Genomic DNA, 19499 nt, shown 5'->3' with positions numbered 1-19499 from the left:
CTTTATCCCTCGAGGGCGCGCAGGTGATCGCGCAGCCCGATGCCGAACGACGTCGGAGTACCGTCGTAGTTGCTGATCAGGGCGGGGCCCGAGTTGCAGTTCCAGGTGTTCCAGGTCCAGCCCAGGTAGGACTGGCCCCGGTCGTCGAACCACTGCATGACGCGGTCGATGAACGAGTGCGCGCAGGTGTTCTCGCCGATCTCGCCCGCGACGAGCGGGACTTCGGCGGCGACCGGAGCGAGCGTGGAGTTCCAGCAGCTCTCGTTGGCGCAGGTGTTGAAGTTGTACACGTGCCAGGCGGCGGCGAGATTGCCCGCCGGGTCGGTCGGCTTGTACGTCAGCCACTGGCTGAGGTCGTTGGAGTAGGCGAGGCCGCCCGCCAGGATCAGGTTGGTGGCGCCCGTGTCCCGGACGGCGTCGACCAGGTCCTGCATGCCCGCGACCTCGTAGCCGATGCCGGGGCACGTGCCGCCGTCGCGCCAGCAGGTCCAGGCCTGCTCGGCGGTGGAGGTGGCACGGTCCGCGTACGGCTCGTTGAACAGGTCGAAGACGACGGCCTTGTCGTCCTTGAAGGTGTTCGCGACCGAGGCCCAGAAGGACGGGGTGTACTGCATGCTGGGCATCGGCTTCTGGCAGCTGGCGTGCACGTCGGAGCAGCCGGCCGAGTTGCCGGTGTACTGGCCCCACGACCAGTGCAGTTCCACGACCGGCGTCATGCCGTGCGCCTTGACTCGCTCCACCAACTCCTTCACGGCGTTGATGTAGTTGGCGCCGGCGTACTCGGGCTTGATGTTGTCCAGGCCCAGCCAGCACTCCTCGTTGAGCGGGATGCGGACGGTGTTCACGTTCCAGTCGGCGATCGCCTTGACGGAGGCGTCGTCGACCGGGCCGTCCCAGATGCCGTATCCCTGGACGCACATGAACTCGCCGCCGGAGCGGTTGACGCCGAGCATGCGGCGGGTCGCCCCGTTCGCGTCCACGAGCTTGTTGCCGGAGACCTTGAGGGCGGGCGGCCCGTCCTCAGGGTCCGGCGGATCGGTCGGGGGATCTGTCGGTGGATCTGTCGGTGGATCGGTCGGTGGATCCGTGGGATCGGGCTCGGAGTCCACATTGCAGGTGGTGCCGTTCAGCTTGAACGTGGTGGGCGCGGTGTTGCCCCCCGACAAGGAGGCGAGGAAGCCGGCACTCGTGCTCGCGCCCGTGCCGAGCGAGCCGTTGTAGCTCTCGTTGGCCGCCGTGGCGGTCGTGCCGGACTGGGACCACTTGGCGTTCCAGCCCTGGGTGACCTTCTGGCCGTCGGCGAAGTCGAAGGTGAGCTCCCAACTGCTCACCGACGGACCGTTGTTGGTGAGGGTGACGGCTCCCTGGAAGCCGCCGTCCCACTGCCCCACGGTCTCGTACTCGACCGTGCAGACGGGTTCGGCCCCGGACGCCGTGACCACGGGTGCCACCGCGGTGCCCACCAGGGCCAGCCCGGCCGAGATGAGCAGTGCGGATAATCGCGGGGGGTGTCGCATGAGCGACTCCTTACAGATCGTGCGTCGTCCGTGACGGACGCGTCGACTGATGGAACCGCTCCCACTGGTGCGTAAGAAGCTAGCGCCAAGTGGCGGTAAAAACCAGGGGAGTTAGTTTCTTCATCCATCGAAACAGTTCGACTCTTCAAGAACCTTGACCCCTCCAGCCCCTCTCCCCAATATGGGAGCGCTCCCACTGGTTCAAAGCTTGTTGCGCCACCCCCCTGTTGTTTCGAGCCGCAAGGAGAAACCAGCGCATGCACCAGAGAAGGAGACGCCGCGCCGCGCGGCGGTTATGGACCGCCGTGGTGGCGGCTCTAGCCATTCCCTTGACGACGGTGGCCACCGGCCAGAGCCCCGCACAGGCGGCGGCCGTGCAGTGCAGCGTCGACTACACGACGAACGACTGGGGCTCCGGCTTCACCGCCGAGCTGACGGTCACCAACCGGGGCACCGAGGCGATCGACGGCTGGACCCTGACCTACGACTACACCGGTGATCAGAAGCTGACCAACGGCTGGAGCGGGATCTGGTCGCAGTCCGGCAAGACCGTCACCGTCAAGAACGAGTCCTTCAACGCGAAGATCGCCGCAGGGGCCGCCATCTCCACCGGCGCCCAGTTCACCTACAGCGGCACCAACGCCGCGCCGTCGAGCTTCGCCATCAACGGCACGACGTGCGCGGGCGCCCATCAGCCGCCGGTGACCGTGCTGACCAGCCCGGAGGCGGGCGCGATCTTCAGCGAGGGGGACACCGTGCCCATGGCCGCGACCGCCGCGGCCGCCGACGGTGCCGACATCGAGAAGATCGAGTTCTACGACGACACGGAGTTGCTGGGCACGGACACGACCGCGCCGTACACGTACGACGCGGACGGTCTGGCGGCAGGCAACCACTCGCTGTACGCCAAGGCGTACGACAGCCTCGGCGCGGCCGCGGAGTCCACGCCGGTGGGCATCACGGTCGCCGAGGGACCGGCCGTCGTCGCCTCGCCCACCCAACTGGGCGTCCAGCAGGGCAAGTCGGGGTCCTTCGAGGTGAAGCTGTCGACCGAGCCGTCCTCGAACGTGACGGTGTCGGTGGCACGCACCGAGGGCAACTCGGGCCTGTCGGTCACCGAGGGGGCTAGCCTCACCTTCACGCCGTCGAACTGGAGCACAGCCCAGAAGGTGACGATCAGCGCCGACTCGTCGGGCACGGGTGCCGCGACGTTCACAGTGTCCGCGCCCGGTCACGCCGAGGCCGAGGTCACCGTGACGCAGCTGGCCGCCAGCAAGGCGTACGACGCCCGCTTCCTCGACCTGTACGGGAAGATCACCAACCCGGCGAACGGCTACTTCTCGCCGGAGGGCATCCCGTACCACTCGGTCGAGACCCTGATCGTCGAGGCGCCGGACCACGGCCATGAGACGACCTCGGAGGCGTACAGCTATCTGATCTGGCTGCAGGCGATGTACGGGAAGATCACCGGCGACTGGACCAAGTTCAACGGTGCCTGGGAGATCATGGAGAAGTACATGATCCCCACGCACGCCGACCAGCCGACGAACTCCTTCTACAGCGCCTCCAAGCCGGCCACCTACGCGCCGGAGTGGGATCAGCCGTCGCAGTACCCTGCGAAGCTCGACTCCTCGGTCACGTCGGGCTCCGACCCGATCGCCGCCGAACTGAAGAGCGCGTACGGCACGGACGACATCTACGGCATGCACTGGATCCAGGACGTCGACAACGTCTACGGATACGGCAACGCGCCCGGCAAGTGCTCGGCCGGTCCGTCCGACACCGGGCCGTCGTACATCAACACCTTCCAGCGCGGCCCGCAGGAGTCCGTCTGGGAGACCGTCACCCACCCGACCTGTGACAACTTCACCTACGGCGGCGACAACGGCTACCTCGACCTGTTCACGGGCGACGCCTCGTACGCCAAGCAGTGGAAGTTCACCAACGCCCCCGACGCCGACGCGCGTGCCGTGCAGGCCGCGTACTGGGCCGACCTGTGGGCCAAGGAGCAGGGCAAGGGCGGTGAGGTGTCGGCGACCGTCGGCAAGGCCGCCAAGATGGGCGACTACCTGCGCTACGCCATGTACGACAAGTACTTCAAGAAAGTCGGCGACTGCGTGGGCCCGTCCGCCTGCCCCGCGGGCACCGGCAAGAACAGCTCGCACTACCTGATGTCCTGGTACTACGCCTGGGGCGGTGCCACCGACACGTCGGCCGGCTGGTCCTGGCGCATCGGCTCCAGCCATGCGCACGGCGGTTACCAGAACCCGATGGCGGCCTACGCGCTGAGCTCGTACGACGCGCTCAAGCCGAAGTCGGCGACGGGCCAGTCCGACTGGGCGACCAGTCTGGACCGGCAGCTCGAGTTCTACGAGTGGCTGCAGTCCGCCGAGGGTGCCATCGCGGGCGGCGCGACCAACAGCTGGCAGGGCCGTTACGCGACCCCGCCGGCCGGTACGCCCACGTTCTACGGCATGTACTACGACGAGAAGCCCGTCTACCACGACCCGCCGTCCAACCAGTGGTTCGGTTTCCAGGCGTGGTCGATGGAGCGGGTCGCCGAGTACTACCACGAGACGGGTGACGCGCAGGCCAAGGGCGTCCTCGACAAGTGGGTCGACTGGGCGCTGTCGGAGACGACCGTCAACCCGGACGGTTCGTTCCAGGTGCCGAACACCCTGCGGTGGTCGGGTGCCCCGGAGACCTGGAACCCGTCGAGTCCCGCCGAGAACACGGACCTTCACGTCACCGTCGCGGACTACACCAACGACGTGGGCGTGACCGCCGCGTACGCCAAGACCCTGACGTACTACGCCGCCAAGTCCGGTGACACGGAGGCGAAGACGACGGCGAAGGCGCTGCTCGACGGCATGTGGGAGAACAACCAGGACGCGCTGGGCATCGCCGTCCCGGAGACCCGCGCCGACTACAACCGCTTCGACGACGCCGTGTACGTCCCGAGCGGCTGGACCGGCACCATGCCGAACGGCGACACGATCGACTCGTCGTCGACCTTCGCCTCGATCCGTTCCTTCTACGAGGACGACCCGGCCTGGTCGAAGATCGAGTCCTACCTGGCGGGCGGTGCCGCGCCCACCTTCACGTACCACCGGTTCTGGGCCCAGGCGGACATTGCCCTCGCCATGGGCTCGTATGCGGAGCTCCTCGAATAGTCCCCCGCCGCTCCGCGTACCCGCCGGGCGGGCCCCCTCCCCGGGGCCCGCCCGGTCGCGTCTCCTCCCCCCAACCCCCGCTTTCCGGAGAGGACATCACCGTGCGAAGAACCCGCATCCTCACGGTCGTGCTCGCCCTGGCGGCCGGCCTGCTCGCGGGCACCCCGCCCGTGGTCGCCGCCGCCGCGGCCGAGGAGCCCGTGGCGATCGCCGCAGACACCTACACCTGGAAGAACGTCCGCATCGACGGGGGCGGCTTCGTCCCCGGCATCGTCTTCAACCGCACCGAGAAGAACCTCGCCTACGCCCGCACCGACATCGGCGGCGCCTACCGCTGGCAGGAGTCCACCAAGACCTGGACACCGCTGCTCGACTCGGTGGGCTGGGACGACTGGGGGCACACGGGTGTGGTCAGCCTGGCCTCCGACTCCGTGAACCCCGACAAGGTGTACGCGGCCGTCGGCACGTACACCAACAGCTGGGACCCGGGCAACGGCGCCGTCCTGCGCTCGTCGGACCGCGGGGCGAGCTGGCAGAAGGCCGAGCTGCCGTTCAAGCTGGGCGGCAACATGCCGGGCCGCGGTATGGGTGAGCGCCTGGCCGTCGACCCGCACGACAACAGCGTGCTCTACCTCGGCGCACCCAGCGGCAAGGGCCTGTGGCGCTCCACGGACTCGGGCGCCACCTGGTCGCAGGTCACGAGTTTCCCCAACCCCGGCAATTACGCGCAGGATCCGGGCGACACCAGCGGCTACGCGTCCGACAACCAGGGCATCGTCTGGGTCACCTTCGACGAGTCGACGGGCACGGCCTCCTCGAAGACGCAGACCATCTACGTCGGGGTCGCCGACAAGGAGAACGCCGTCTACCGCTCGACCGACGCGGGCGCCACCTGGTCCCGCGTCGCGGGCCAGCCGACCGGCTACCTCGCCCACAAGGGCGTACTGGACGCCGAGAACGGCTACCTCTACCTCGCCTACAGCGACACGGGCGGCCCGTACGACGGCGGAAAGGGCCAGGTGTGGCGGTACGCCACCGAGAGCGGTGAGTGGAAGAACATCAGCCCCGTCGCGGAGGCCGACACGTACTACGGCTTCAGCGGCCTGTCGGTCGACCGGCAGAACCCGGGCACGGTCATGGTCACCGGCTATAGCTCCTGGTGGCCGGACACCCAGATCTTCCGCTCTACGAACAGCGGCGACACCTGGACGAAGGCCTGGGACTACACGTCGTACCCCAACCGCGAGAACCGCTACACGATGGACGTGTCGTCGTCCCCCTGGCTGACCTGGGGCGCGAACCCCTCGCCGCCCGAACAGGCCCCGAAGCTGGGGTGGATGACGGAGTCCCTGGAGATCGACCCGTTCAACTCCAACCGCATGATGTACGGAACGGGCGCGACCATCTACGGCACCGAGAACCTGGGCCAGTGGGACAGCGGGAGCAAGTTCACCATCAAGCCGATGGTGGAGGGTCTGGAGGAGACCGCGGTCCTCGACATCGCCTCTCCCCCGTCCGGCGCGCCACTGCTCAGCGCGCTCGGCGACATCGGCGGCTTCCGGCACACGGACCTCACCAAGGTGCCGCCGATGATGTACACCTCGCCGAACTTCACATCGACCACGAGCCTGGACTTCGCCGAGACGAAGCCCGACGTGGTGGTGCGCGTCGGCAACATCGACTCGGGGGCGCACGTCGCGTTCTCCACGGACAACGGCTCCAACTGGTTCGCGGGACAAGACCCTTCGGGCGTGACGGGCGGCGGAACGGTCGCGGCGGCGGCTGACGGCAGCCGCTTCGTGTGGAGCCCGGAGGGCGCGGGTGTGCACACCACGTCCGGTTACGGCTCGTCGTGGACCGCGTCGTCGGGCATCCCGGCGGGCGCGATCGTGGAGTCGGACCGGGTGTACCCGAAGAAGTTCTACGGCTTCAAGTCCGGGAAGTTCTACGTCAGTACGGACGGAGGCGTCTCGTTCACCGAGAAGGCGTCAACCGGCCTGCCGGCCGAAGGCGACGTCCGCTTCAAGGCGGTGCCGGGCAAGGAGGGCGACATCTGGCTGGCCGGCGGCTCGACGACCGGCGCGTACGGCCTGTGGCACTCGACGGACGAGGGCACCACCTTCACCAAGGTGTCCGGTGTCGAGCAGGCTGACACCATCGGCTTCGGCAAAGCGGCACCCGACGCCTCGTACCAGACGCTGTACACCAGCGCGAAGATCGGCGGAGTGCGCGGCATCTTCCGCTCCACGGACGCGGGCGAGAGCTGGGTGCGGATCAACGACGACGCGCATCAGTGGGGCTGGACGGGCGCCGCGATCACGGGTGATCCGCGGGTCTACGGCCGGGTGTACGTGTCGACGAACGGCCGCGGCATCATCTACGGCGACACGGCGGACACGGGCGGCGGCGAGACCGATCCCCCTGGCGATGGGGATGGCGACGGGGACGGTGACACCGATCCGCCTGCCGACGGTGCCTGCACCGTGACATACAAGATCGCCAACGAGTGGTCGGACGGTTTCCAGGCGGACGTCACGCTCACCAACACGGGCGATGAGGCCTGGTCCGGCTGGTCACTCGGCTGGTCCTTCCCTGATGGCCAGAAGATCAGCCAGATGTGGAACGCGTCGCACACGCAGGACGGTTCGGCGGTGATGGCGAAGGACGTGGGCTGGAACGCGAACGTGGCGCCCGGGGCGTCGGTGGCGTTCGGCTTCACCGGCAGCTCGTCCGGGACGAACGGGAAGCCGACGGCGTTCAAGGTCGGGGAGGAGGGGTGCGCGGTCGGCTGAGTGGCTCGAGTTTCCTCGTACGGACGGAGGGCGCGTGCCTGGGCACGCGCCCTCCGCATGAGAGTCACGCACGCACGTTCTGGACGGCCGCCGGCCTCGGCGCTGTCACCGTGGCCGCCTTCACACTCCAGCAAAGCCACGGCTTGCCGACCCTCGGCGGGATGTACCTCTCGGCGCCCTGTCGGTGTGCGCCGCCGGGTACGCCCAGGGCGGCCGGCCCGCAAACCAGCTGCCCGCCGCTTCGGCAGCGGTGGGACCGCCGACTCGACGTGCTGGGCGAGGACCCGTTCGGTGATCCCTACCGCCCGTCCGACCCCCGGATCGAGCTGGTCACCTATCCCGAAGTCGTCGTACTCACCGGCCTGTTCGCCTCCCCGCACCGGCGAGACCACAGCCACCTGCCCGCCGGAGCAGCGCGGCGGCTTGGCATCGCTCCTCAGAAGTGGGTGGCGATCCCGAAGACTCGGCGGAGTTGAGACATGTCGTGCCGATCGCGGTCCGTGGGCTCGTATCCCTGATGGAAGTAGACCTGCTGCTCGGCGGACAGACACGGGACAGTCGTCCCCTTGATAGTGCCTGTCACGAAGCATGAGGAGGGATAGATGAAAGGACGCTCCGGTTCGGGTGACGCCTGCACCGCCGAGCCGTCGTCTCCAAAGACGAGGGGATGAAGGTCGATCTCTCGGCCGTCCGGAGCCGTGACGACGAATCGGATCGGTCTCCAGCTCAGGCTCTCCACGAAACCCAACTCAGAGAGAGCTGCCACCACCGCGGCTTCCTGGTCTTGCCGATGCATCAGGTCCAAGTCACGGTGGCCTCGGGTCTGTTCGCCGATCAGAGCGTCGATCCCCCATCCTCCACCGATCCAGACATCTACCTCTGCCCATCGCAGCAGAGTCAGGACAGACAACACGTCTTCAGCCGTCATCACGCGACGCAGGCTAGAAGCGATCACCTCGGACAGCGAACGAATTCCTTCGACCGGGCGTGCTGTCAGTGGCTGACGGCACACTGCCGCCATGAGCATCTCCGCATCTCACGTATCGGGTTCGGCTCGACACCCACTTGCCTGGGTTGAGTCGATGGGCGGCCCGCTGATCGCTGTCCCCTTCTCCGCTCTAAGGCAATGGGGCGGATGTACGGAGGCGGGCAACATCATCGGCGACGGCGACACCATGGACGACTACGACCGTGCCTGCGAGGTCGAGGATCTGGCGGGCGTGATTGCCGTGGGCCTGGACGGTGCGCGGGCGCTGGTCCTGGCGGATGAGCCCGCCAGGAGTTGCTATCTCCAGGAGCACCAGGCCTTTCTCCGCTGGCTGGCCGCCGACTCCGAGACCGATCTACTTGCGGCAGCCGAGGCCGTCCTCGCGGACCCCGCTACCGGGTGGGAGGAGTGCGGCACGTGGGAGACGGCCGGCCCAGCAGTGCTCATGGACTCAGCCACCGCCGGAGCTGACCTGAACGTCGAGTACCCCAACGGCGGGGGGCTATCGGAGCAGGCACCCGTCCCACTGCCGTCAGGACTTTGGAACGTTCGTGCTATCCACACATGGGCCAATGACCAAACTTGGGTGGGCCTGGTTCAGCTTCTTCCTGTCGTCCTCTAGAGACACCTCAACATGCGAGCCCACCCGTCTCAGCCCCCTCCCCGCGCAGGCGAGGTACACGAGAAGCATTACCCGTACATATGTACGCCTGTGCTCCATGTGAGGATTTGCCGCGCAGGGAGCACCAGGGGTGGGGCACCATGAAGTCGAACCCCGCCGAGGAGACCAGCCACGATGAGTGACCAACCTGCCGACGTCCCGCCGCGCGAGGCAGAGATCACCGCAAGCATCACCGTTGCGGGAAGTCAGGCCACGCTCCTGCGGGACCTGGCAGCGGTCCTGGGGCGCACGCCTGAGAGCCTGGCGATCGAGTGGGCCGCCGGAGCCCTGCCTCTCCCTTCCGAATCGACCGGCGAGGACCCTCGCGTGCCCGAGTGGGGCCTGTTCGACGGTCCCCCCGACCTGTCCGTGCGCGCCGATGAGTATCTGCGAGAAGGGTTCAGCCAGTGACGTCGTCGGTGGCACCGGCCATTGCCGTCGTCGACACCTGCGTGCTGCTGGCGGCGTACAACCGGAAGGACGACCAGCACGAGGCCGCCGTCGCAGCGCTCGGCCGCCCACGCGTACTGGTCGTCTCGCCGCTGGTCCTTTGTGAGCTCGACCACCTGCTGCTTGATCGGGTCGGAGAGCGAGCCGCCGTCGATGCGACAAAGCGCCTGGGCGCGACTCGCCCGCCTTGGCCACGTCCAGATCGCACACGTCAATGGCCCGATCCTGGCCGAGGCGGAGAGCCTGATGGAGACCTACTTCGGACATGCCCTCGGCCTGAGCGACACCGTCAACGCCATCTTGGCCTGGCGTCTGCAAAGGCCTGTGATCCTGTCGTTCGACCACCACTACGCGGACGTTCTCGCGCCCCGCACCCGGACCGAGCCACGGATCGATGTCGTGCCCGGCCCGGCCCGCTGATCCGATCGCGTGTTGCGGCTGAGTGCCGGGCTCGTGGCTGGCGGGCCACGGGACCACCCCCGCATAGTCGGAGATGGTCCGTATAGCCGCGCGGGCGAACAGGCCGCTACGGCGTGGTGATCGTCGGGCGTGGTGCCGTCGGCATGCCATTGCCGATGAAGAAGCTCGGGTGCGGCGGCTGGTTGTACGCGGTGTTCTGCCAGGCCAGGCCCGTGCGGTACATCGTGTCGTGGAGCAGCGTCGTGATCTTCGTGCTGGTCTCGTTCGGCGTGGAGTAGATCCGCAGCGCCGTGTTGTTCGACGTGGCCCAGACGACCTCCTCGCGCCAGTCGCCGAAGATGTCGCCGGAGAGCGCCGGGGTCGCCTTGGTGCCGTTGTTGGAGTGGACGGAGGAGCCGGTCAGCAGACGGGTGTCGGACGACGTGCCGTACTTGTCGATGTGCGTGCCGTCGAGGAGTTCGCGGGTGGTGTCGCCGTCCCACCAGGACAGGAAGTTCACGGACGACGGTTCGCGGCCCTTCGTGGCGCCCCCCTCGTCGCGGATGGACGTGTCGGAGGCCGACCACACCTCTGCACCGTCGTTGCCCGCGTAGACATCGCCGGCGACGCCGCGGCCGTTGTCGCAGCAGGCCGCCAGCTGCCAGCGGATGGATCCGTTCGACGGGTTGATGTACACCTCGGCGGGCTGGGAGGTCGACTCCGAGACCTTGAAGTACTCCAGGCCGGACGTGGACGGGTCGAGGTCGCCCAGGTGCTGCGCGTCGCCGTGCCCGGTCTTCGTCGTCCACAGGCCGTAGCCGTTGTCGTCGACGGCCATCGAGCCGTAGACGATCTCGTCCTTGCCGTCGTTGTCGACGTCGCCGATGGACAGGCTGTGTGAGCCTTGCCCGTCGAAGCCCTTGCCCGTGTTGGTCGAGGAGTTGGTGTCGAAGGTCCAGCGGCGGGTGAAGGCGCCGTTCCGCCAGTCCCATGCGGCGATCACCGTACGGGTGTAATAGCCGCGCGCCATGATCAGCGAGGGGCGGGCGCCGTCCAGGTAGGCGGTCCCGGCCAGGAAGCGGTCGACGCGGTTGCCGTAGCTGTCGCCCCACGACGACACCGTGCCGCGCGCGGGGACGTAGTCGACGGTGCCCATCGCCGCGCCCGTCTGCCCGTTGAACATGGTCAGGTACTCGGGCCCGGACAGGATGTAACCGCTGGAGTTGCGGTAGTCGGCGCTCGCGCTGCCGATGGTGGTGCCCCGGCCGTCGACCGTCCCGTCGGCGGTCTTCATCGCGACCTCGGCCTTGCCGTCGCCGTCGTAGTCGTACACCTGGAACTGCGTGTAGTGCGCGCCCGAGCGGATGTTCCGGCCCAGGTCGATGCGCCACAGCCGGGTGCCGTCCAGCTTGATGCCGTCGATGATCGTGTTGCCGGTGTAGCCGGACTGCGAGTTGTCCTTGGCGTTGGTGGGCTGCCACTTCAGGACGAAGTCCAGGGCGCCGTCGCCGTCGAGGTCGCCGACGGAGGCGTCGTTCGCCTCGTACGTGTAGGCCACGCCGTCCGGTGTGGTGCCGCCGGCGGGTGGTGTGATCGGCACGTCCTTGTAGCCGGCGCGGAACTGGATGGCGTGCACCGAGTCGCCCTGCTCGACGCCGTTCACGATCGCGCGGACCGTGTAGTCGGCCGAGTTGGGCGCGCCGGAGTGGAAGTAGTTCGTGGAGCCGGTGATCGGCGACGAGTTGACCTTCGTACCGGCCCGGTAGACGTTGAACGACACGTTGTCCGGGTCGGTGCCCAGCCAGCGCCAGCTCACGAGGTTGCCGCTGCCTGTGTGGACGCTGACGACGCCCCGGTCCAGCTTCTCGGCCTGCCGGGCCGTCGCCGCGGACGACGTGCCCGACAGCGCGGTGAGCCCGGCGGCGGCCAGCGCGCCGGCCGCGACAGCCGTGACCAGGACGCGGGTGCGGGTGAGCCGGCGTCTGCGGTGGTGCGGACGTGCGTACGGGTGCGGGTGCTCGGTCTGCACGGTTTCCTCCCCGGTGGTCGGATGGGTTCCGGTCCCTCAGTTGCCGCCGAGCACTCGGGGGTTGCCGTCGAACTGCCGGGAAAACCACGGGTGTTTCGGCTACCGCACCTGGTGGGCGAGGACTGTCCGGGAGACATCTATTACATCGGTGCCTGTCCGCAGGGGCGGGCGCCCTCCGGTGATCGTGAACCCGCCGTCGGCCATCCCGGTCACGGCATTAGGGTCGGGGAATGAGTTCGCAGACATACCTCTCCGACCTGTTCTCACTGGACGGCCGGGTCGCCGTCGTGACCGGCGGCAGTTCCGGCATCGGCCGGGCCATCACGGAGGCGCTCGCGCGCGCGGGCGCGAGCGTCGTGGTCGTGGCGCGCACGGAGGCCTCGCTGAAGGCCACGGTGGACGAACTGGCGGAGCACGGATGCCGGGCTGCCTGGGTGAGCGCCGACCTGGCGACCCGCGACGGCATCCGCGCGGGGGCCGAGAAGGCGGCCCAGGCGTTCGGGGAGCCTGACATCCTCGTCAACTGCGCCGGGGTGAACCTGCGGCCGCCGATGGGCGAGCTGACCGACGAGGAGTGGGACACCACGATGACGGTGAACCTGGAGGCTCCCCATCTGCTGGGGCAGCGCTTCGGGCCCGGAATGGCCGACCGGGGCTTCGGGCGGATCATTCACATCAGCTCCCAGCAGGCGCATCGGGCGTTCGTCCAGAGCGGCGCCTACGGTGTGTCCAAGGGGGCCCTGGAGTCGCTGGCGCGCTCACAGGCCGAGGCATGGTCGCCGTACGGCGTCACCTGCAACACGCTGGTGCCGGGGTTCGTGATGACACCCCTCAACGCGCGACTCTCGTCCGACCCCGAGAAGGTGGCGGCGCTGGCTGAGCGGACCTTGATCGGGCGCAACGGTCTTGCCGAGGACTTCGCGGGAGCGGCCGTCTTCCTGGCGAGCCGCGCCTCGTCCTATGTCACCGGACAGGCGATATTCGTCGACGGCGGTTTCTCGGTTCACTGAGCCGGCTCGAGGCCGCGCTCGCGGTACCGGCTCGAGGCCGGGCTCGCGGTCCCTGATGGTCCTCTGCCTTGATCGGCGCCTTCGCTCAGGCCTTGCTTTCGCGTCCCTCCTCAGGCCTGGCGCTCTCTCAGGCCTGGCGGCGGAACGCCCGGAGCCGGTAGACCGGTTCCGCGCGCGGCATGTCCGGGTCCGGCAGGGCCGCGACGCGGTCCGCGAGGGCCGGGCCGCCCGTCGCGTACACCCTGCCGCGTCGTATGTCGTCGGCGAGACGGCGCGGAGTACGGCCCTGGCCGTGGCCCCGGAAGCGGGCCTCGCCCCACGGGCGCAGGCCGTGCGCGGCGGCGTACTCCGTGATGCGCGCGGACTCGTCCGCGGCGCGCGCCGAACGGTGTGGGGCGACCAGTACGTCGATGTCGCTGCCCACGTCGTGCGCGGCGTTCTTGTCGACGGTCGTCACGAACACCCCGCCGGGCCGCAGCACACGCGCCGCCTCTGCGACCACGGGCGCCGCGTCCGGCAGCAGATGCAGCAGCCAGATGACGGTGACCACGTCGAACGAGCCGTCCGCGAAGGGGAGTCGGCGGCTGTCGCCGAGCACCACGGCGCCGTCCAGTCGCCCCGCGGCGACGCTCAGCATGCCGGGTGAGATGTCGACGCCCATCGTCCGCATCCCGGGCCGGGTCAGCCGACCGGTCACCAGACCCGTGCCGCACGCGACGTCGAGCAGGGTGCGCGAGGTGCTGGGCACGAGCCCGAGGACGGCCTCGGCAGCGGCCCGCGCCCGCGGTACGCCCCCGCGCGTACGGTCGTAGACCGCGGCTTCCTTGTCGTAGTCCAGCACCTGATCCCCCCACCACCTGTGCGCCGCTCAGCGGATACCGTGCCCCGCCGCCAGCTCCTCCACCCGCTGCGCCAGCTTGAAGTCGAGTTCGGTGACGGCGCCGCCCACGCTGTGGGTGTTCACGGTGAGGGAGACGGTGTTGTAGCCGAGGGTGAGGTCCGAGTGGTGGTCGAGCTGGTCCTGGACCTGCGCGATGTGCACGACCAGCGCGGTGGCCGCGAAGTGGGAGCCGAGCCTGTACGAGCGGGCGAGGCGGTCGCCGTCGAGCGACCAGCCGGGCAGCTCCGCGAGCCGGTCCTCGATGTCCTTCTGCGACAGCGGTTCGACGGCCATGGCCGCGCTCCTTCCGTACGGCGTCGTACGAGCGACTGGGTGCCTGCGGGCTCGTTCGAGCGACTGGGTGCCTGCTTGGTCGTACGACCACGTGCCCGTGGTCCTCGGTCACATGCCTGCGGGTCGTCCTCGTCCTCAGCCTGCCACAGAGCGGGTGACCGGTCGCCCCGGCGGACTCCTCCGGCTCCTTCCATGACCGCACCTCTCCTGCGGTCGGGCTACTACGGTCGGGTGTATGAGATCGAGTACGGGAGCCACAGGCGTCGGCCGGTTGCTGCGCGACTGGCGCGAGCAGCGCAGGATCAGTCAGCTGGAGCTGGCGCTGCGAGCCGGCTCGTCGGCGCGGCACATCAGCTTCGTGGAGACGGGCCGGTCCCGGCCCAGCGAGGAGCTCGTACTGCGCCTCGCCGAGCATCTGGACGTTCCCGTGCGGGAGCGCAACGTGCTGCTGCTCGCGGCCGGTTACGCGCCCCGCTATCCGGAGACCCCGCTGGACGACCCGGCGCTGGGTTCGCTGCGCGAGGGCCTGGAACGGCTGCTGGGAGGATACGAGCCTTATCCGGCGCTCGTGGTCGACGCTACGTACCAGGTGGTCGCGGCCAACCTCGGTATCGCGATGCTGCTCGACGGCCTCCCGGACCATCTGCTCACCCCGCCCCTGAACGCGATGCGGCTGACGCTGCACCCGCAGGGCCTGGCGCCGAAGATCCGGAATCTGCGCGAGTGGCGCGGCCATCTGCTGGCCCAGATGGAGCGCCAGATCGCGCTGAGGCGTTCGGACGCGCTGCGGGCGGTCTACGAGGAGGTCGCCGCGTATCCGGCGCCGGATCTGCGAAGGGACGACGACGCCGAGGAGCCCTTGGATCCGGTGCCGTACTTCGCCCTTCCGCTGCGGATCGAGCACGACGGCCGTGTGCTGTCGTTCATCTCGTCGATCTCGACGTTCAACACACCGATGGACGTGACCGTCGCCGAGCTGGCCATCGAGACGTTCCTCCCGGCCGACCCTGCGACGGCCAAGTATCTGCAGTCCCTCATGCCCTGAGGCCGGGCACGGTCACACGGTCCTCAGCTTCCGCAGCGCCGCGTACTGCAGGGCCGCGAAGCCCGCGACCGTCACGGCCTGCAACGGGACCCAGACGGCACCGGCGGTGGTCGGCGAGAGCCAGACGGCGAGGGCGACGAGGCTGAGCGCCGCCCAGATCAGGTTGGCCTCGATCACGGCACGGACGGCGAGGACCGCCGGGCGCCTGCGCCCGGCGAGCACACCGACGCCGGCTCCGAAGAGCACCAGGAACACGCCGAGGGCGAGCAGTAGCCCCGGGTCCACGCCGAGCAGCCGCCCCAGGGGCCCGGACGCGGCGACGTAGGCGACGCCGTTGGCGGTGGTCACGACGGCATCGAGGGCGAGGAAGCGGCGCAGCATGGTCCCCGGGTCGGAGGTACGGGCCAGGGCGGCGAGCGGGGACGCGGACACGGGCACGGGGGTGGGCGTGGGCGTGGCGGACATGGCGAACTCAGCCTCCATCGAGGTCGAAAGCGCTGGTCGGGACCTATCCCCCGGGCCGCAGTGCGGCGGCCCGGGGTCCAGTACGACCACCATGCCCGGGCGTCGCGTCACGGTCGATTACGTGCGAGGTAATGGCGGCTAGCCCTCCCGGCAGCCCAACCCGTCGACGCCCTGGAGACTCCTTCGCCTCACCCCGTGGGACACGGTCTTGTCAGGGCGGTCCGTACGGAGGGCCAGGAGGCGAGAACCTCCCGTTCGACGTCGTCGGCCGTGGCGACCGCCTCGCGGTGCGCGGCGTCCAGGACCTCGTCCACGTGCACCCGCCGGTCCTCGGTCGCGGACAGGACCGCGGAGTCGACCATGGCCAGGCTCATGACGTTCTCGTGGATCTCGCCGCGGGGGACGGTGCCGGTGCGCAGGGCGTGTACGAACTCGGCGAGGGCGCCCTCGATACTCTCCGCGGCGTCCGGGATTCCGCTGTCCTCGGCTAGCGCTGTGTCCTTCGCGTCGATCCGGGGCGGAGTGTCGCCGTCCCAGACAGCGGTGCCGTGCGCGCCGCTCAGGCGCCAGGCGCCGTTCCACGAGGTCTCCAGGCCCGGGCTGCACCAGCTGCCGGTGTAGACGTAGCGGACACCTCCGGTCATCTCGAAAACGGCGGTGGCGGCGGCGTCGCCGGCGTACCAGCTCCAGGCGGGGTTGTAGCCATGGCAGTAGACGGACACGGGCTCGGCGTCCAGCAGGAACCGCGCGGTGTCGAAAGGGTGTATGGCCATGTCCAGGAGCAGCGGGTGAGCCATGGCGTCACGGAAGCCGCCGAAGCGCGGCGCCAGGAAGAATTCGGTGGTGAGGATGCCGAGGTCGCCCAGCCGGCCGGCCAGTTCCCGGAATCGGAACAGCTGCCGGTTGTAGCGGCGCGACTGGCTGACCATGAACAGCAGGCCCGACCGCTCGGCAGCCGCCGCCAGCCGCAGCGCCTCGGCCACGGAGGCGGCGGCCGGCTTCTCGCCGAGCACGGGCAGGCCGAGGTCGAGTGCCCGGAGAGTGACGGGCAGGTGGGCGGCGGGGCTGGTCACATCGATGACGGCCTCGGCACCGGTCTCGGCGGCGAGCGCGGCCAGGTCGGTACCGGTCGGGGTGTCGGGTGCGCCCACCGCGGCGGCGGCGATGCGGGCCGCCTCCGGGTCGAGGTCCACGACTCCGGCCAACTCGGTGTCGGGGGACGTCAGGATGGCGTGCAGCCAAGCCCGGCCCATCCCCCCGGCGCCCACGACGATCACCCGAAGCGGAGCGCCGGTCGCCGGCTGGATGCTGAACGCGTGCGCGTTCATGACCGGTTGCCTTCGCCCTCGAACCAGCCGGTCTCGCTGTGGGCCAGCCGTGGGGTCCGGCGTTCCGCCGCCGGGGCGGCCCATGTGACGGCGTTGGCGATGACGCGCCGCACATCGGGGTGGTGGTAGACGGGATAGTCCTGGTCCCCGGGGCTGAAGTAGAAGATCCGCCCGTGGCCGCGGCGGAACGTGCAGCCGCTGCGGAACACCTCGCCGCCCGAGAAGGAGCTGATGAACACCAGCTCGTCGGGGGCGGGGATGTCGAAGAACTCGCCGTACATCTCCTGCTCGTCGATGACGATCGGGTGCGGCACACCGGCCGCGATCGGGTGGGCCGGGTCGACCGTCCACACCAGCTCGCGGTCCCGTTCGGCGCGCCAGCGCAGGGTGCAGGTCGTGCCCATCAGCCGGGTGAAGATCTTCGACCAGTGCCCGGAGTGCAGCACGATCAGGCCCATCCCGGCCATGACGTGCCGGTGTACGCGGTCGACCACCTCGTCCGACACCTCGTCGTGAGCGATGTGCCCCCACCAGGTCAGGACATCGGTGTCGGCGAGCACCTCCTCGGTGAGTCCGTGCTCCGGCTCGTCCAGCGTCGCGGTGCGGACCCGGACCCCGTCGCCGAGATGCAGACGGACGCCCTCGGCGACCGCTCCATGCATGCCCTGCGGATACAACTGCGCGACGTGCGCGTCCCGCTGCTCGTGACGACCCTCACTCCATACGGTGACCCGCAACGGATCGGCGGACATATTGGGCGACATAGGGGCTCCGATCCCACACAGCTACGAAAATTTTTTCGCGACAAACCAGCCCCTTAGGGTGGCCGACAGAGAAGCTAGGTCTGGCGGGTAAGCGTGTCAAGGCGTCCAAAATCGAGCGAGTAGCGGAAGTCGTTCTTGTCAGCAGACGCCGCGCGGACCTAGATTATTTGCGAAAACTACCGGGACCAACAGGGAGCCCCTTCATGACCGGTGGCCGGACCTCCCGCCCGACCCTCGCCCAGATCGCCGAAACGGCCGGCGTCTCGGTCTCCACCGTCTCCAAGGTCCTCAACGGCCGCGACGACGTCTCGCAGGACACCCGGGACAAAGTCGACTCCGCCCTCCGTAGCCACCGGTACATCCGCCGGGGGGTCTCCCTCGCCGACCCGTCCACGCGCACCGTCGACCTGGTCCTGGGAGGGCTGGACGGCTCCTGGCCGGCAAGCGTCGTCAGCGGCATGGAGGCCGCGGCGTACGAGGCGGGACTGCATGTGGCGATCTCCCTCGCCCGGGCGCCTGTCGCCACCGGCGGCCAGTACGCCCCGGACTGGGTCGACCGCATCCTGGAGCGCGGCAGCGCGGGAGTGGTGCTGGGCCTGACCGAGCCCACGGACGAGCAGCTCGCCCGGCTCCAGCAGGCCCAGGTCCCCTGCGTGGTCATCGATCCGCTCAGCGATCCGCCCCCCGGCGTGCCGTCCGTCGGCACCACCAACTGGGCCGGTGCCTACGAGGCGACCACCCACCTGCTGGAGCGCGGCCACGAGCGGATCGGCCTGGTGACCGGGCCGCCACGACACCTCTTCGCCCGGGCCCGCATCGCCGGCTACCGCTCGGCCATGGCGGCGGCGGGCGTCGACACGCCGCCCGAACTCGTACGTCACGGCACCTACGACCGTGCCAGCGGCAAGCGGCAGGTCGAGGCGCTCCTGCGGCTGCCCGTTCCGCCCACGGCCCTGTTCGTCTGCTCCGACCACATGGCCATCGGCGGCTACGAAGCGCTGGCCGAGGCCGGGCTTGAGGTGCCGCGGGACGTCAGCGTCGTGGGCTTCGACGACCTGCCGGAGGCCCGCTGGGTCACCCCGCCCCTGACGACCGTGCGCCAGCCGCTGAAGGAGATGGGGGGCACCGCCCTGCGGACGCTCGTCCGGCTGATCGGCGGCGAGGAGCTGGAAAGCCCCCGGGTCGAGCTGGCCACGTCGCTCGTCGTCCGGGGCAGCACCCGCGACCGTCACTGACTCCGGCGTCCCGGGCCCGGCGGGCGGTGGGCAACTCCCCGTCTCCAGAAGAGGGCGATGGGCCGCGCGGCGAGCGGTCAGTGCGCGCGCGGCGCGTACATGATCACGGCCATCCCCGCGATGCAGATCAGCGCACCGATGACGTCGAAGCGGTCGGGGCGGTAACCGTCGGCGATCATGCCCCAGGCGATCGAGCCGGCGACGAAGATCCCGCCGTACGCGGCCAGGATGCGGCCGAAGTTCGCGTCGCTCTGGAACGTGGCCACCACGCCGTACAGACCTAGGGCGATGATGCCGGCCCCGATCCAGATCCAGCCCCGGTGTTCACGGATTCCCTGCCAGACCAGCCAGGCGCCTCCGATCTCGAAGAGGGCGGCGACGGCGAACAGGGCGACGGAGCGGGCGACGAGCACGGCGGGTGGGGTCTTTCCTGCAGGGGGCGGGGGCTGGCACCAGCACCGTAACCCGT

At 69.3% G+C, this 19499-nt stretch carries 17 protein-coding genes and 1 pseudogene; 9 read left to right on the top strand and 9 right to left on the bottom strand.

Annotated elements, in window-relative coordinates:
- Positions 1-2 precede the first annotated feature (2 nt).
- The gene (locus tag ACSMXV_RS34405; RefSeq protein WP_473175013.1) at positions 3-1517 is read right to left on the bottom strand and encodes a cellulase family glycosylhydrolase; all 1515 of its coding nucleotides are present in this window, start codon (positions 1515-1517) and stop codon (positions 3-5) included.
- 257 nt (positions 1518-1774) lie between these two features.
- On the opposite strand from ACSMXV_RS34405, the gene ACSMXV_RS34400 reads away from it, so the two are divergent.
- The gene (locus ACSMXV_RS34400) at positions 1775-4690 is read left to right on the top strand and encodes a glycoside hydrolase family 48 protein (protein ID WP_473175012.1); all 2916 of its coding nucleotides are present in this window, start codon (positions 1775-1777) and stop codon (positions 4688-4690) included.
- A 101-nt stretch (positions 4691-4791) separates the two neighbouring features.
- Positions 4792-7482 (top strand): cellulose binding domain-containing protein, encoded by a 2691-nt coding sequence (locus ACSMXV_RS34395; protein ID WP_473175011.1) that lies wholly within the window; start codon positions 4792-4794, stop codon positions 7480-7482.
- Between the two features lie 436 nt (positions 7483-7918).
- Here ACSMXV_RS34395 and ACSMXV_RS34390 read toward each other — a convergent pair whose 3' ends face one another.
- A complete protein-coding gene (locus ACSMXV_RS34390) occupies positions 7919-8410 on the bottom strand; it encodes a nucleotidyltransferase domain-containing protein (RefSeq protein ID WP_473179157.1) in 492 nt (163 codons plus the stop codon).
- A gap of 91 nt (positions 8411-8501) precedes the next feature.
- On the opposite strand from ACSMXV_RS34390, the gene ACSMXV_RS34385 reads away from it, so the two are divergent.
- From ACSMXV_RS34385 to ACSMXV_RS34370, 4 genes and pseudogenes are all read left to right on the top strand, one after another.
- The gene (locus ACSMXV_RS34385) at positions 8502-9092 is read left to right on the top strand and encodes an Imm21 family immunity protein (RefSeq protein ID WP_473175010.1); all 591 of its coding nucleotides are present in this window, start codon (positions 8502-8504) and stop codon (positions 9090-9092) included.
- Positions 9093-9266: 174 nt separating this feature from the next.
- A complete protein-coding gene (locus tag ACSMXV_RS34380) occupies positions 9267-9542 on the top strand; it encodes a hypothetical protein (protein WP_473175009.1) in 276 nt (91 codons plus the stop codon).
- A pseudogene (locus tag ACSMXV_RS34375) lies at positions 9539-9688 on the top strand (PIN domain-containing protein); the annotation flags it as partial. The gene ACSMXV_RS34380 and the pseudogene ACSMXV_RS34375, both read left to right, overlap by 4 nt.
- Positions 9689-9734: 46 nt before the next feature.
- Positions 9735-10001: a hypothetical protein gene (locus tag ACSMXV_RS34370; RefSeq protein WP_473179246.1), complete on the top strand. Its 267-nt coding sequence runs from the start codon at positions 9735-9737 to the stop codon at positions 9999-10001.
- A gap of 106 nt (positions 10002-10107) precedes the next feature.
- Here ACSMXV_RS34370 and ACSMXV_RS34365 read toward each other — a convergent pair whose 3' ends face one another.
- Positions 10108-12009 carry a rhamnogalacturonan lyase gene (locus ACSMXV_RS34365; RefSeq protein ID WP_473175008.1) on the bottom strand — a complete coding sequence of 634 codons (1902 nt, stop codon included), beginning with the start codon at positions 12007-12009 and terminating at the stop codon, positions 10108-10110.
- Between the two features lie 230 nt (positions 12010-12239).
- On the opposite strand from ACSMXV_RS34365, the gene ACSMXV_RS34360 reads away from it, so the two are divergent.
- Positions 12240-13019, top strand: a complete 780-nt coding sequence (locus ACSMXV_RS34360; protein ID WP_473175007.1) for an SDR family NAD(P)-dependent oxidoreductase — start codon at positions 12240-12242, stop codon at positions 13017-13019.
- Positions 13020-13146: 127 nt separating this feature from the next.
- Here the strand turns inward: ACSMXV_RS34360 and ACSMXV_RS34355 are convergent, their stop codons facing one another.
- The gene (locus ACSMXV_RS34355) at positions 13147-13860 is read right to left on the bottom strand and encodes a class I SAM-dependent methyltransferase (protein ID WP_473175006.1); all 714 of its coding nucleotides are present in this window, start codon (positions 13858-13860) and stop codon (positions 13147-13149) included.
- Positions 13861-13887: 27 nt separating this feature from the next.
- Entirely contained in the window at positions 13888-14193 is a 306-nt protein-coding gene (locus tag ACSMXV_RS34350) for a 4a-hydroxytetrahydrobiopterin dehydratase (RefSeq protein WP_473175005.1), read from the bottom strand.
- Between the two features lie 235 nt (positions 14194-14428).
- On the opposite strand from ACSMXV_RS34350, the gene ACSMXV_RS34345 reads away from it, so the two are divergent.
- Positions 14429-15238 (top strand): helix-turn-helix domain-containing protein, encoded by an 810-nt coding sequence (locus tag ACSMXV_RS34345; RefSeq protein WP_473175004.1) that lies wholly within the window; start codon positions 14429-14431, stop codon positions 15236-15238.
- A 12-nt stretch (positions 15239-15250) separates the two neighbouring features.
- Here the strand turns inward: ACSMXV_RS34345 and ACSMXV_RS34340 are convergent, their stop codons facing one another.
- The 3 genes from ACSMXV_RS34340 to ACSMXV_RS34330 form a co-directional block, all read right to left on the bottom strand.
- Positions 15251-15670: a hypothetical protein gene (locus ACSMXV_RS34340; RefSeq protein WP_473179156.1), complete on the bottom strand. Its 420-nt coding sequence runs from the start codon at positions 15668-15670 to the stop codon at positions 15251-15253.
- A 221-nt stretch (positions 15671-15891) separates the two neighbouring features.
- Positions 15892-17031, bottom strand: coding sequence for a Gfo/Idh/MocA family protein (locus tag ACSMXV_RS34335; RefSeq protein WP_473175003.1), 1140 nt, complete (start codon positions 17029-17031; stop codon positions 15892-15894).
- A complete protein-coding gene (locus ACSMXV_RS34330; protein ID WP_473175002.1) occupies positions 17028-17795 on the bottom strand; it encodes a ThuA domain-containing protein in 768 nt (255 codons plus the stop codon). Before ACSMXV_RS34330 ends, ACSMXV_RS34335 begins: the two co-directional genes overlap by 4 nt.
- Before the next feature lie 203 nt (positions 17796-17998).
- Here ACSMXV_RS34330 and ACSMXV_RS34325 point away from each other — a divergent pair, with 203 nt between their 5' ends.
- Positions 17999-19030 (top strand): LacI family DNA-binding transcriptional regulator, encoded by a 1032-nt coding sequence (locus ACSMXV_RS34325; RefSeq protein ID WP_473175001.1) that lies wholly within the window; start codon positions 17999-18001, stop codon positions 19028-19030.
- Positions 19031-19107: 77 nt separating this feature from the next.
- Here ACSMXV_RS34325 and ACSMXV_RS34320 read toward each other — a convergent pair whose 3' ends face one another.
- The gene (locus ACSMXV_RS34320) at positions 19108-19443 is read right to left on the bottom strand and encodes a YnfA family protein (RefSeq protein WP_473175000.1); all 336 of its coding nucleotides are present in this window, start codon (positions 19441-19443) and stop codon (positions 19108-19110) included.
- Positions 19444-19499 lie beyond the last annotated feature (56 nt).

It is taken from the genome of Streptomyces sp. DSM 42067 (assembly GCF_055792885.1).
Note: the sequence above shows the minus strand (reverse complement) of the source record. Positions and strands in the feature narration are given on the sequence as shown.